The organism is Staphylococcus sp. GDY8P57P, assembly GCF_017892585.1.
GTDB classification, from domain to species: Bacteria; Bacillota; Bacilli; order Staphylococcales; family Staphylococcaceae; genus Staphylococcus; species Staphylococcus borealis.
Window position 1 is genome coordinate 24,996 of record NZ_JAESLK010000017.1, and the last position, 14,235, is coordinate 39,230.

At 36.8% G+C, this 14,235-nt stretch carries 11 protein-coding genes; 1 reads left to right on the forward strand and 10 read right to left on the reverse strand.

Translation table 11 applies throughout. The features are described from left to right. Positions 1–50: 50 nt before the first annotated feature. The 4 genes from KA878_RS05005 to KA878_RS05020 form a co-directional block, all read right to left on the reverse strand. Positions 51–1,010 carry an ornithine cyclodeaminase family protein gene (locus KA878_RS05005; protein WP_193839726.1) on the reverse strand — a complete coding sequence of 320 codons (960 nt, stop codon included), beginning with the start codon at positions 1,008–1,010 and terminating at the stop codon, positions 51–53. 168 nt (positions 1,011–1,178) lie between these two features. Next, a complete protein-coding gene (locus KA878_RS05010) occupies positions 1,179–1,598 on the reverse strand; it encodes an NUDIX hydrolase (protein WP_193839727.1) in 420 nt (139 codons plus the stop codon). Between the two features lie 11 nt (positions 1,599–1,609). Next, complete coding sequence (locus KA878_RS05015) at positions 1,610–2,116, reverse strand: GNAT family N-acetyltransferase (protein WP_193839728.1); 507 nt, start codon at positions 2,114–2,116, stop codon at positions 1,610–1,612. A 202-nt stretch (positions 2,117–2,318) separates the two neighbouring features. Then, a complete protein-coding gene (locus tag KA878_RS05020; RefSeq protein WP_053031038.1) occupies positions 2,319–3,509 on the reverse strand; it encodes a glycine C-acetyltransferase in 1,191 nt (396 codons plus the stop codon). A gap of 234 nt (positions 3,510–3,743) precedes the next feature. On the opposite strand from KA878_RS05020, the gene KA878_RS05025 reads away from it, so the two are divergent. Continuing rightward, positions 3,744–4,910 carry a M20 family metallopeptidase gene (locus KA878_RS05025; RefSeq protein ID WP_193839729.1) on the forward strand — a complete coding sequence of 389 codons (1,167 nt, stop codon included), beginning with the start codon at positions 3,744–3,746 and terminating at the stop codon, positions 4,908–4,910. A gap of 544 nt (positions 4,911–5,454) precedes the next feature. Here KA878_RS05025 and tuf read toward each other — a convergent pair. From tuf to rpoC, 6 genes are all read right to left on the reverse strand, one after another. Then, a complete protein-coding gene (gene tuf / locus KA878_RS05030) occupies positions 5,455–6,639 on the reverse strand; it encodes an elongation factor Tu (RefSeq protein ID WP_193839730.1) in 1,185 nt (394 codons plus the stop codon). 204 nt (positions 6,640–6,843) lie between these two features. Then, entirely contained in the window at positions 6,844–8,925 is a 2,082-nt protein-coding gene (gene fusA / locus KA878_RS05035) for an elongation factor G (protein WP_070854628.1), read from the reverse strand. 121 nt (positions 8,926–9,046) lie between these two features. Continuing rightward, entirely contained in the window at positions 9,047–9,517 is a 471-nt protein-coding gene (rpsG, locus tag KA878_RS05040) for a 30S ribosomal protein S7 (protein WP_001137495.1), read from the reverse strand. 70 nt (positions 9,518–9,587) lie between these two features. Next, positions 9,588–10,001, reverse strand: a complete 414-nt coding sequence (gene rpsL / locus KA878_RS05045) for a 30S ribosomal protein S12 (RefSeq protein ID WP_053031033.1) — start codon at positions 9,999–10,001, stop codon at positions 9,588–9,590. An 89-nt stretch (positions 10,002–10,090) separates the two neighbouring features. After that, positions 10,091–10,351, reverse strand: coding sequence for a ribosomal L7Ae/L30e/S12e/Gadd45 family protein (locus KA878_RS05050; RefSeq protein ID WP_053031031.1), 261 nt, complete (start codon positions 10,349–10,351; stop codon positions 10,091–10,093). A gap of 197 nt (positions 10,352–10,548) precedes the next feature. After that, a complete protein-coding gene (gene rpoC, locus KA878_RS05055; protein ID WP_193839920.1) occupies positions 10,549–14,142 on the reverse strand; it encodes a DNA-directed RNA polymerase subunit beta' in 3,594 nt (1,197 codons plus the stop codon). Between the last annotated feature and the right edge of the window lie 93 nt (positions 14,143–14,235).

Consider the following 14,235-nt stretch of genomic DNA (forward strand, 5'->3'; position numbering starts at 1 on the left):
GTCTCACTCACGGTTTGTTGTCGTTATATTAAGATTGTTGTGACATTCAACTATTTATCCTGCTTTTCAATCGCTTTTTTATAAAAATAATTAGCAACCACTATATCTACAATAGCAAGGCCAACAGATTTAAAGAGTGTCACTTCTTCATCACTCTCACGTCCTGAAATTTTACCTGCAACAATATCACCAAGTTCGCCATGTAAAGATGCTTGTGTGATAATTCCTTCTTCTTGAGGTACCTTTAAATCGCCTGTTTCTTCCATTGCAGCTTCAGTAGATTCAACCACAATTTTGTTAGCTACCATCATTGATTCAGTAGGTAATTCCTGCATATCTGGTTTGAAAGAGCCTACTGCATTTAAGTGAACACCTGGATGTAAAGTATGAGAAAATACGGGATTATTCGAATTTGTAGCAGTTACTACAATGTCCGCTTCTGCTATGGCATCATCCGCTTGATCAAAGACTTTCGTTGCGACATGATATGTTTCCGCTACTTCTTGTGCTAATACTTCCGCATTCGATGTCGTACGACTTGAAAAGTGAATCATATCGATATGTCTCACAGCCATAACAGCTGCAATTAAACCCCTAGCCTGATCACCAGCACCAATAACACATAACGTTTTAGCATCTTTGCGAGCCAAGTATTGCGTTGCTACGCCTGAAATTGCGCCAGTACGTATTTGTGTTAAATAACTGCCATCTAACACAGCAAGCGTTTCTCCCGTCTCATAGTCACTTAAAAGGACTGAACCTGTTATCGTTTTCTTGCCCTTTTTAGGGTTATCAGGCGCAAATGTAACGGTTTTAATGCCAACGATTTTAAGATCATCGGATAAAGCTGGCATGACTAAATAGCGATTATCATCATTAAATGGTAGGACATAGCGTAGTGGCGTTTCTGTCTTACCTTCTGAGAATGCTTTTAACGAATTGGCAACTTCATCAATCACTTCTTTCATATCTAGTAATGCTCGTTGATCTTGCTCATTCAAAACTAACATATTAATTCCTCCATCAAATGCTTTGTCGTTATTCATTATTTACCCGTCAAGCCACTCATTTATCATCTTATTATGTAACAGTTTTAATTCACGTATGTTGATAGGATGAAAAGGCTAATTTAACTTGCTTAAACTAGTCATTTTGATTGAACCGCTTCTTTTCCCACTTTAATCTACAAGTCCTTCATCATAATAAGTAGCGTGATTATTTAGAAATACACGCAAACTATGATGGTAATATACTAACTTTTCATCCGCTTCTTCGATTGGCAACCAACGTAATGTCGAAATTTCATCTTTCATTTGAATTTCTGTTGTATAATCATGTACTTTTGCTTTAAACATAATAAAAAGTGTATGGACATTCATTTGTGTCGATTTACCTTCATTAATACTCACTACGTCCTTAACTTCAATAGCTAAGCCTGTTTCTTCTCTAACTTCACGTTTCAATGCTTCAACTAACGTTTCTCCATACTCAACTTTACCACCGGGTAGTGACCAGCCACCACCATCTGTATTATGAACGAGTAAAATATTTCCTGCTTCATCTTGTATCAATGCATATACTACTTTTAAATCTTTCATTCATCCAACCTTCATTCATTAGGAATTTCAAATCGACTTACTAAATTACCATTCTTTTTGACATATGGTTCGATTTCATATCCGCCATGTTTGTTAATCACTTTTTGTGAGGCAGTGTTCTTAGGATTTGTAGTCATTAATACTTTGTTTACACCTAGTTCTTTTAACAATAGCTTCGCCTCTTGCAACATAAATGAAGCAATGCCGTGTCCTCTACGTGACTGACACACGCCATAACCCACATGTCCGCCAATGTTTACTAAGCGTCGATTTAAGTGATGACGAATATCGACTGCACCAACAATAGCTCCATTTTCAAAGCAAAATAGTGTGGTCGTTGGTACCCAATCATCATCAATCTCTATATTATTTAGATGGTCTACCATGTGCTCAAATGACTCATACTTCGACAAGTCTGTGTTGGAAGGCACTATGGGTTCATCATGAACATACCATTCTTGGAGGTACTTCATTAAAGCCACTTTATCTGAATAGCTTAACTGTCTTAGATTTAGCATTAACACACCACCTTCTAAATTATATGTTAATTTGATATTTCACATTTTAAGATGATGAACTATAACATTATTTTACCAAAATAAATATCTCCACCTCATCTATTAACAAACGACATTTTGAGTTATCTTTGTTATATCACAATAAAAATAGACTGGAACGATCATAATCGTCCCAGCCTAAAAATAACTCTCTCTTATATTATTATTTAATTGTACCTAGTTCTTTACCAACTTTTTCATAGGCAGCAATTGCTTTGTCTAACATTTCTTTCGTATGCGCTGCTGTAGGCATATTTCTTACACGTCCTGTACCACGTGGTACTGTTGGGAAGACGATAGATTTAACATATACACCTTCGTCTTTAAGTCGTTTACTAAATTCTTGTGTTTCTTTTTCGTCTCCAATAATAACTGGCGTAATTGGTGTTTCTGATTCACCAGTATTGAAACCAAGTTTAGCTAAGCCGTCTTTTAAATATTTCGCATTATCCCATAATTGATCGTGTAATTCAGTAGAAGCCATTAATTTTTTCACAGCTTCAGTAATTGCTTTAGTATCTCCAGGAGCTAATGAAGTTGAGAATAAGAATGGTCTTGATTGAGCTTTTAACCAGTCGATAAGTTCTTTAGTACCTGCTACATAACCACCAACTACACCGATTGCTTTTGAAAGTGTACCGATTTGGAAGTCGATTTTATCTTGTAAACCGAAATGTTTAACTGTACCAGCACCTTTACCCATTACACCTGAACCATGCGCATCATCAACGTAAGTAATTAAGCCAAATTCTTCAGCAATTTCAACGATTTCAGGTAATTTAGCAACGTCTCCGTCCATACTAAATACACCATCTGTGATGTACATAACTTTATTGTATTGACCTGATTCAACAGCTTCTTTCGCTTTCGCTCTTAAATCATCCATATCTGAGTGGTTAACACGGATGATTTTAGCTTTAGATAAACGACATCCATCAATAATAGATGCGTGGTTTAATTCATCTGAAAGGATTGCGTCATTTTTGTTCATTACTGCTGAAATAGCTGCCATGTTACAGTTAAATCCTGATTGATAAGCAATAGCAGCTTCAGTACCTTTGAACTTAGCTAATGTTTCTTCTAACTCATCATGTAAGTCTAATGTACCGTTAATTGAACGTACAGCACCAGCGCCAACACCGTGTGAATCAATTGCATGTTTAGCTGCAGATTTTAAATCTTCGTTTGTTGCTAGTCCTAAATAGTTATTTGATGATAAATTAATATATTGTTTCCCATTGATTGTAATTTCTGGACCATTCGCACCTTCGATTGAATCGATTTCGTTATATAATCCATTGTCTTTTAAATATTGAATATTTTCTTCTAAAAAGTTGTGTAGTGATTGAACCATATTCATATCCCCTTTGCATTTATTTATCAACATAATCATAACTGATTTTTCTTGAACATGAAAGCACTATCATTCCAGTTAATTCAATATATTGAATATTCTTTACGTCATGTACAACTGTTCATACAACATGTATATTTACCTTCATTTTCCAGAAAATACCGAATTAATCTATTGAGTTGAATTAGAATTTGATATACTAAAATTCATAATAATTAGGAAGAAGTGGTTCATGTGTTAGATTGGTTTCAATTAGCCAGTAATAAGGAAAATAGAATGATTCAGATGCGTCGCTATATGCATCAATATCCTGAACCTTCTTTCGAGGAAACTTGGACGCATAACTATATTCTAAATCAGCTTAGTCATCTTGATTGTAAAATTGAATCACCTATTGGACGTAATGGCATTAAAGCAACATTCAAAGGTAAAGAAGAAGGACCAACAATTGCATTTCGTGCTGACTTCGACGCACTACCTGTACAAGAACTTAACGATGTACCTTATAAATCGAAGAATGATGGATTGATGCATGCATGTGGTCATGATGGCCATACTGCGATATTATTAGGCGTCGCTGAGATTGTGCATGAACATCGCCATTTATTAAAAGGGAATGTGGTCTTTATCTTCCAATACGGTGAAGAAATTATGCCAGGTGGCTCTCAAGAAATGATTGATGATGGTTGCTTAAATGGTGTTGATAAAATTTATGGTACACATTTATGGAGCGGCTATAGTACAGGTACGATTTATTCAAGACCTGGTGCAATTATGGCATCACCAGATGAATTCTCGGTTACGATTAAAGGTAAAGGGGGGCATGGCGCTAAACCGCATGAAACCATTGACCCAATTGTAATTATGGCTGAGTTTATTCTCAGTGCGCAAAAAATTATTTCTAGAACAATCGATCCTGTTAAAGAAGCTGTCCTTACATTCGGAATGATTCAAGCTGGATCGTCTGATAGTGTTATTCCCGATAGTGCTTTTTGTAAAGGGACTGTGCGCACATTTGATACAGAATTACAATCACACATTCAACATAAGATGGATAAACTATTACAAGGCTTGGCATTAGCTAATGATATCACTTACGACTTAGAATATATTCGTGGCTATTTACCAGTACACAATCATGTCAATGCATATGAGGTAGTCAAACAAGCTGCAAATGACTTACATCTACGCTTCAATGAATCTGAGTTAATGATGATTGGTGAAGACTTTTCTCACTATTTAAAAGTCCGCCCAGGGGCATTCTTCTTAACTGGATGTGGTAATAAAGATAAAGGTATTACAGCACCACATCATAACCCACATTTTGATATAGATGAAGCTGCATTTAAGTATGCTGCTAGTGAGTTCTTGAAAATATTAGAAATTGAAAATGTGTTTTAAAATTGAATCGTTTAGCTTAATGGAACAATGAGGCTGGCACAAAAATAATATAATGAAGCTATTTTGCAAATTCGCAGTAGCTGACTGAACTGAGAAGGCGCTTAATTCAAGCTTTTCTCAGTTCTAGTCACCCTTGCGGGGGTGGGACAACGAATTTAAAAAGAATTCTGTCCCACCCCCATTTTTATATAAAAGGAAGTAATATTTATATATAACAAACTGTGATAGCTATAGTTATTAATCATATAGAAACACAATAGTGCCAATTATCGAGCATATAAAAAGAGACTAAAACAAAATGAATTGTCTTAGCCTCTTTAAACATTTAGGCAGTAGCTGGCTGTTTTAAATTTAAAATGCGCTTGAATCAAGAGTTTTTTAAATCTAGTCATACTTGACGGTAGATCCCTAGCAAAGGGAATCTCATCAAGAAATTCTATAAACTAAGCAAGCTGGGAGAGGACAACCAATTATTTTAATTTCTGTTCTTCTCCAAAAAAAAGACTCCCTTAAAGGGAGTCTTTGAAATAAAGAATAATTAAAATTATTCGATGATTTCAGTTACAACGCCTGATCCTACAGTACGTCCACCTTCACGGATTGAGAAACGAGTACCGTCTTCAATCGCGATAGGAGCGATTAATTCTACTGTCATTTCAACGTTGTCGCCAGGCATAACCATTTCAGTACCTTCTGGTAAGTTAACAACACCAGTTACGTCAGTAGTACGGAAATAGAATTGTGGACGATAGTTTGTGAAGAATGGAGTGTGACGTCCACCTTCGTCTTTAGATAAAACGTATACGTCTGCTTTGAATTTTGTGTGAGGTGTGATTGAACCTGGAGCAGCTAATACTTGACCACGTTGTACGTCTTCACGAGCAACACCACGTAATAATGCACCGATGTTGTCACCAGCTTCAGCGTAGTCTAATAATTTACGGAACATTTCTACACCAGTAACAGTTGTTTTAGAAGTGTCATGGATACCAATGATTTCAACTTCTTCACCAACTTTGATTTGACCACGTTCAACACGGCCTGTAGCAACAGTACCACGACCAGTGATTGAGAATACGTCCTCAACTGGCATCATGAATGGTTTGTCAGAATCACGTTCTGGAGTTGGAATGTAATCATCAACTGCTTGCATTAATTCTAAGATTTTTTCTTCGTATTTTTCGTCGCCTTCTAAAGCTTTTAAAGCTGAACCAGCGATTACAGGTACGTCGTCACCTGGGAAGTCGTATTCAGATAATAAGTCACGTACTTCCATTTCAACTAATTCTAATAATTCTTCATCGTCAACCATGTCAACTTTGTTTAAGAATACTACTAATGCTGGTACACCAACGTTACGTGATAAAAGAATGTGTTCACGAGTTTGTGGCATTGGACCGTCAGCAGCAGATACTACTAAGATACCGCCGTCCATTTGAGCAGCACCAGTGATCATGTTTTTAACATAGTCAGCGTGTCCTGGGCAGTCAACGTGAGCATAGTGACGTTTGTCAGTTTGGTATTCGATGTGTGCAGTATTGATTGTGATACCACGTTCTTTTTCTTCTGGAGCGTTGTCAATCATGTCATATGATTGTGCTACAGTGTCACCATTTTTAGCTAATACAGTTGCGATAGCAGCTGTTAAAGTAGTTTTACCATGGTCAACGTGACCGATAGTACCAATATTGGCATGTTCTTTTGAGCGATCAAATTTTTCTTTTGCCATTATTAAATCTCTCCTATTCTAGTAAAAGTTATTTCAATATTATCTCTCATGATAGTTTCTCACCATCATGAGACATAATGATTGTTAGAATTCATAATTCATTTATAATGCATTTTCAGTAAAAAATCAATTCATAAAGGTGTTTGCTTAAAGAATAAGCATACGCTGTATTTTACCTAGAAAATCTAGTTAAAACAAGTTTAATTATTCACCTTTATTTTTTTTGATGATATCATCAGCGATTGATTTTGGAACTTCTGCATAGTGATCGAAGTACATTGTGTAAGTACCGCGACCTTGAGTGTTAGAACGTAATGAAGTTGCATAACCGAACATTTCTGAAAGTGGTACATAAGCGTTAACAACTTGTGCATTACCACGAGGTTCCATACCATCAACACGTCCACGACGAGCTGTTACGTCACCCATGATATCGCCCATGTATTCTTCAGGCATTTCGATTGTTACTTTCATCATTGGTTCTAAGATAACTGGATCACATTTTTTAGCAGCTTCTTTAAGCGCTAATGATGCAGCAATTTTGAAGGCCATTTCTGATGAATCGACATCATGGTATGAACCATCAAATAATTTAGCTTTAACATCGATTAATGGATATCCAGCTAAGACACCGTTTTCCATAGCATCTTTAAGACCAGCTTCAACTGATGGAATGTATTCACGAGGAACTACACCACCAACGATAGCGTTTTCGAATTCGAAACCTGCGCCAGTTTCGTTTGGTGTGAATTCAATGTGAACATCACCGTATTGACCACGACCACCAGATTGACGAGAGAATTTACCTTGAACTTGTGCAGATTGCTTGAATGTTTCACGGTATGAAACCATTGGCGCACCTACATTACATTCAACGTTGAATTCTTTCTTCATACGGTCAACTAAGATGTCTAAGTGTAACTCACCCATACCACCGATGATAACTTGTCCAGTTTCTTCATCTGTGTGTGCATGGAAAGTAGGGTCTTCTTCTTGTAATTTAACTAAAGCTTGAGTCATTTTATCTTGGTCAGCTTTAGATTTAGGTTCTACTGATAAGTGGATAACTGGTTCAGGGAATTCCATTGATTCTAAAATAATGTCATTCTTTTCACCACATAATGTGTCACCAGTACCTGTATCTTTAAGACCAACTGCAGCAGCGATATCGCCTGAGTAAACAGTATCGATTTCTTGACGTGAGTTAGCGTGCATTTGTAATAAACGACCTACACGTTCACGTTTGTCTTTAGTTGAGTTCTTAATGTAAGAACCTGATGTTAAAGTACCTGAATATACACGGAAGAAAGTTAATTTACCAACATAAGGGTCAGTCATAACTTTAAATGCTAATGCAGCGAATTCAGCTGAATCGTCTGGTTTAGCAATGACTTCTTCTTCAGGATTGTCAGCACGGTGACCAACAATTGGTTTAACATCTAAAGGTGATGGTAAGTAGTCAATTACTGCGTTAAGCATTAATTGAACACCTTTGTTTTTGAATGCTGTACCACAAAGTACTGGGTAGAATTCTACGTCAGTAGTTGCTTGGCGGATAGCATCTTTTAATTCTTCAACTGAAATTTCTTCGTCACCAAGATATTTTTCCATTAAATCGTCGTTAGTTTCAGCAACTGCTTCGATTAAATTAGAACGAGCTTCTTCTGCTCTTTCTTTGTGATCTTCAGGAATTTCAATTTCGTCAATTTCAGTACCTAAGTCGTTTGTATATTTGAAACATTTCATTTCAACTAAGTCAATGATAGCTTCAAATTCATCTTCGGCACCAATTGGTAATTGGATAGGTGCAGCGTTAGCATCTAAACGATCATGTAATGTGCTTACAGAGTAATCGAAGTTAGCGCCTAATTTATCCATTTTGTTTACGAATACGATACGAGGTACACCGTATGTTGTAGCTTGACGCCAAACAGTTTCAGTTTGAGGTTCTACACCTGATTGCGCATCAAGTACAGTAACCGCACCATCAAGTACACGTAATGAACGTTCAACCTCTACAGTGAAGTCTACGTGTCCTGGAGTATCGATAATGTTTACACGGTGGCCATCCCATTGAGCTGTTGTAGCAGCTGATGTGATTGTAATACCACGGTCTTGTTCTTGTTCCATCCAGTCCATTTGTGAAGCACCTTCGTGTGTTTCACCAATTTTGTGGATACGACCTGTATAGTAAAGAATACGTTCAGTCGTAGTTGTTTTACCAGCATCGATGTGAGCCATGATACCGATATTACGAGTGTTTTTCAAAGAAAAGTCTCTAGCCATTGTTTTTCTCCTTCCAGTAATTACTGAATAAGTACTATTGAATATGGCGATGCCCTAAGCATGAGCCATCTTATTTGGTAAACCAATGTGACGGAACACACTCAGGGTTAAAGCTTTAATCTTACCAGCGGTAGTGAGCGAATGCTTTGTTCGCTTCAGCCATTTTGTGAGTGTCCTCACGTTTCTTAACGGCACCACCTGTATTATTAGCAGCATCTAAGATTTCGTTAGCTAAACGATCTTCCATAGTTTTTTCACCACGAAGACGCGCGTAGTTTACTAACCAACGTAATCCTAGAGTTGTACGACGTTCAGGGCGAACCTCAACTGGTACTTGGTAGTTTGAACCACCCACACGACGAGCTTTTACTTCTAATACTGGCATAATGTTGTTGATTGCTTCTTCAAATACTTCTAAAGCATCACGACCACTGCGTTGTTCTACAAGGTCAAATGCTGAATAAAGAATTCTTTGTGCTGTTCCGCGTTTACCATCTAACATGATTTTGTTGATCAATTTTGTAACTAATTTAGAGTTATGAATTGGATCTGGTAATACGTCTCTTTTAGGTACTGATCCTTTACGAGGCATAATTAAAATCCTCCCTTCCTATTATAGTATATTATTAAAAATTGAAATTAAAATTTACACAATCTTAAACTTAATTTTTAGGTTTTTTAGTTCCGTATAATGAACGGCCTTGTCTACGTCCGTCAACACCTGAAGTATCAAGTGCACCACGTACGATGTGGTAACGCACACCAGGTAAGTCTTTTACACGTCCACCACGTACAAGTACTACACTGTGTTCTTGTAAGTTATGGCCGATACCAGGGATGTATGCGTTGATTTCAATATTGTTTGATAAACGCACACGTGCATATTTACGTAACGCTGAGTTAGGTTTTTTAGGTGTCATAGTACCTACACGAGTACAAACACCACGTTTTTGAGGTGAGTTTAAGTTAGTAAATTGTTTCTTTTTACTATTAAAACCTTTGTTTAAAGCTGGTGAATCTGATTTTTTAGATTTGCTTTGTCTAGGTTTACGTACTAATTGGTTAATAGTTGGCATTGAAATGTCCTCCTCTCTTCACTTTTTAATTCCACACATCCAGGTGGTTCATTTTTAGGTTAAATAAAATTTAGTAAGCAAAATACTTACTAATTCTCATTCAATAACGCAACAATGGTTGCATTAACATTAATACCTACATAGTTACCTAAAGCATGTTTGCTTTGATAATAAGTGATAGGTATATTTTTATGATTGATTAAACTAAATACGTGAGCTAACAAATGTACCTCAACGTCTTGAGCAATAATCAAAGATGCAACTTGATCTCTATTTAACGCTTTAAGCGTTTCTTTAAGACCAACTACATAGTGTTGTTTGTTAAAGCGTGCAACTTTTTCATTAGACATTAAAATATCCTCCAAAGTTCTGCTTGCATCAACCTTTACAATAATAACACTTATTGAAGTATCAAGTCAACATTTTTTGTAGACTTTTTACTCATTTTAAAAAATAAAGAACGAGAGCGAGACTACCTCTTTAAAAGTTAGATATGTCCCGTCTCGTCAATTATGAAAATAATTCCTAATAGGCTTTATTTCATAGTTTATTCAATAACTTCGGCTTCTTCAGTTTCAGTAACTGGTGTTTCCGCTTTATCGTATTTAACGTCGCTATAACGTCTCATACCAGTACCAGCTGGAATTAACTTACCGATGATAACGTTCTCTTTAAGTCCAAGTAAGTCATCACGTTTACCTTTGATAGCTGCATCTGTAAGCACACGTGTCGTTTCTTGGAATGACGCTGCTGATAAGAAGCTTTCTGTTTCAAGAGAAGCTTTAGTAATACCAAGCAATACTGGTTTAGCTGTTGCTGGACGTTTACGTTCTTTAAATGCTTCTCTGTTTGCATCTGTAAAGTTATGAATATCAACCAATGAACCAGGTAATAACTTAGTATCGCCAGCTTCAATGATTCTAACTTTACGTAGCATTTGTCTTACCATTACTTCAACGTGTTTATCGTCGATTTCTACACCTTGCATACGATAAACTTTTTGAACTTCTTTAAGTAAGTAGCTTTCAGTTGCATTTAAACCAGCAACGGCTAAGAAGTTCTTAGGCTCGATTGAACCTTCTGTTAACACTTCACCACGTTCAACTGATTGACCGATTTCTACTTTCAATCTAGAAGTACCTGAAGCTAAGTAAGATCTTGTTTCATTAGCACCTTTAACAACAATTTCTTGTTGACGGTCTTTAGCTAATTTAATATCTTCAACGACACCTTCGATTTCAGTAATCACGGCTTGACCTTTAGGATTACGTGCTTCGAAAATCTCTTGGATACGAGGAAGACCTTGAGTGATATCGCTTCCTGCTACACCACCTGTATGGAATGTACGCATTGTAAGTTGGGTACCAGGTTCACCGATTGATTGCGCAGCGATTGTACCAACTGCTTCACCCACTTCAACTTTTTCACCTGTTGCAAGGTTTTTACCGTAACATTTTTCACAAACACCGTGACGTGTGTTACAAGTAAATGCTGAGCGGATGTACATTTGTTCAATGCCTGCATCAGTGATTTTCTTAGCAATTTCAGCTGTAATTAATTCATCAGGACGAATGATAATTTCATCCGTTTCAGGATGACGAATTGTTTCTTTTGAGTAACGTCCTTCAATACGTTCGATGAATGGTTCGATCATTTCTGTACCTTCTTTGATATCAGAAACGAGTAAACCACGGTCTGTACCACAGTCTTCTTCACGAACGATAACATCTTGTGCAACGTCAACAAGACGACGAGTAAGGTAACCAGAGTCAGCTGTTTTAAGGGCTGTATCGGCAAGACCTTTACGCGCACCGTGAGTAGAGATGAAGTATTCTAATACCGTTAAACCTTCACGGAATGAAGATGTGATAGGTAACTCGATAATTTTACCTGATGGAGCGGCCATTAAACCACGCATACCAGCTAACTGAGTAAAGTTAGATGCGTTACCACGGGCACCAGAGTCACTCATCATGAAGATTGGGTTTGTTTTCTCAAGTGATTGCATTAATTCGCCTTGAATTTGATCTTTGGCATCTGTCCAAATTTCAACAACCGCATTATAACGTTCATCTTCAGTAATTAAACCACGGTTAAATTGTTTAGATACGCGTTCAACTAATTTTTCATGTTCATCTAAGATATCTTGTTTATCTGGAAGTACAACAATATCTGCTACACCAACAGTAATACCAGCTTTAGATGAGAATTTGAAACCTAAATCTTTCATACGGTCAAGCATCATAGATGTGTCAGTGATGCTAAATCTATTGAAGACTTCGGCAATAATATTACCTAAGAATTTTTTATTGAATGGTTCAATAAGTTCTTGTTCTTCAAAGTAAGCTTTAAGTCCACCTTCACCTAATTGAGTTGGATCAATAAAGTATTTATCTGGTGTTTTACCTTCAAGATTAGTTTGGCTAGGTTCATTAATAAATGCGAATGAATCAGGAATGATTTCATTGAAGATCACTTTACCTACTGAAGTAGCTAAAATTTTGTTGTTTTGAGCTTCTGTGAATGTAGGGTTATTAAATGATTTCGCATGCACACCAATACGAGTGTGTAAATGTACATAACCATTTGCATATGCTTTAAGCACTTCATTAGTATCATTAAAGATTACGCCAGTGTTTACTGCATCTTTACGTTCTAAAGTAAGGTAATAGTTACCTAGTACCATATCTTGTGATGGTGTTACAACAGGTTTACCATCTTTAGGGTTCAAGATGTTTTGCGCAGCTAGCATTAACATACGTGCTTCAGCTTGTGCTTCTTTAGATAAAGGAACGTGAACAGCCATTTGGTCACCGTCAAAGTCCGCGTTGTAAGCTGTTGTTACAAGTGGGTGAAGACGGATAGCACGACCTTCAACTAATGTAGGTTCAAATGCTTGGATACCTAATCTGTGAAGTGTAGGTGCACGGTTAAGTAATACAGGATGTTCTCTGATTACATCTTCCAATACGTCCCAAACTTCATCGTCCATACGTTCAATTTTACTTTTAGCGTTTTTGATGTTCGTAGCAATTTCACGTTGAACTAATTCTTTCATTACGAATGGTTTGAACAATTCAAGTGCCATTTCTTTAGGTAATCCACATTGATACATTTTCAAGCTTGGTCCAACTGCAATAACTGAACGACCTGAATAGTCAACACGTTTACCAAGTAAGTTTTGACGGAAACGACCTTGTTTACCTTTCAGCATATGTGAAAGAGATTTCAATGGTCTGTTACCTGGACCAGTAACTGGACGACCACGACGACCGTTGTCAATTAAAGCATCTACAGCTTCTTGTAACATACGTTTTTCGTTTTGAACGATGATGCCAGGAGCACCTAAGTCAAATAAACGTTTCAAACGGTTGTTACGGTTAATTACACGACGGTATAAGTCATTTAAATCACTTGTTGCGAAACGTCCACCATCTAACTGAACCATTGGACGGATTTCTGGTGGAATAATTGGAAGTACATCTAAAATCATCCATGCTGGGTTATTACCAGAGTTTCTGAATGATTCAACAACTTCTAAACGTTTAATCGCACGTGTCAATCTTTGACCTGTTGCAGATTCTAATTCGTCACGTAATGATTTTAATTCTTCGTCTAAGTTGATTTCTTCTAATAAATCTTTAATACCTTCAGCACCCATTTTAGCGACAAATTGGCCTGGATATTTATCATAATAATCTCTGAATTCAGCTTCAGATAGTAAAGATTTTTTCTCTAAGCCAGTTGGGCCTGGATCTACAACAACATATGAAGCGAAGTAAATCACTTCTTCTAATGCTCTAGGAGACATGTCTAATAAAAGACCCATACGACTTGGAATACCTTTGAAATACCAAATATGTGAAACTGGAGCAGCTAATTCAATGTGTCCCATTCTTTCACGACGTACTTTAGATTTAGTTACTTCTACACCACATCTGTCACAGACCATGCCTTTGTAGCGTACACGTTTGTACTTACCACAACTACATTCCCAGTCTTTTGTAGGTCCAAAAATTCTTTCACAGAAAAGACCATCTTTTTCTGGTTTCAATGTACGATAGTTGATTGTTTCTGGTTTTTTTACTTCACCGTATGACCATGAACGGATTTTTTCAGGTGAGGCTAAACCGATTTTCATATAATGGAAATTATTTACATCAATCAAGGAGCCTACCTCCTTCAATTTAGATTAGCTGTGCTATTTGATTGATTTACATCTATTGAAACTAAA

Bases quoted from the DNA above. Each gene is read 5' to 3' on its own strand.
- rpoC (WP_193839920.1), bottom strand. From the start codon at position 14,142: ATGAAAATCGGTTTAGCCTCACCTGAAAAAATCCGTTCATGGTCATAC.
- KA878_RS05020 (WP_053031038.1), bottom strand. From the start codon at position 3,509: ATGGTTCAATCACTACACAACTTTTTAGAAGAAAATATTCAATATTTA.
- rpsG (WP_001137495.1), bottom strand. From the start codon at position 9,517: ATGCCTCGTAAAGGATCAGTACCTAAAAGAGACGTATTACCAGATCCA.
- KA878_RS05050 (WP_053031031.1), bottom strand. From the start codon at position 10,351: ATGTCTAATGAAAAAGTTGCACGCTTTAACAAACAACACTATGTAGTT.
- KA878_RS05005 (WP_193839726.1), bottom strand. From the start codon at position 1,010: ATGTTAGTTTTGAATGAGCAAGATCAACGAGCATTACTAGATATGAAA.
- tuf (WP_193839730.1), bottom strand. From the start codon at position 6,639: ATGGCAAAAGAAAAATTTGATCGCTCAAAAGAACATGCCAATATTGGT.
- rpsL (WP_053031033.1), bottom strand. From the start codon at position 10,001: ATGCCAACTATTAACCAATTAGTACGTAAACCTAGACAAAGCAAATCT.
- KA878_RS05015 (WP_193839728.1), bottom strand. From the start codon at position 2,116: ATGCTAAATCTAAGACAGTTAAGCTATTCAGATAAAGTGGCTTTAATG.
- fusA (WP_070854628.1), bottom strand. From the start codon at position 8,925: ATGGCTAGAGACTTTTCTTTGAAAAACACTCGTAATATCGGTATCATG.
- KA878_RS05010 (WP_193839727.1), bottom strand. From the start codon at position 1,598: ATGAAAGATTTAAAAGTAGTATATGCATTGATACAAGATGAAGCAGGA.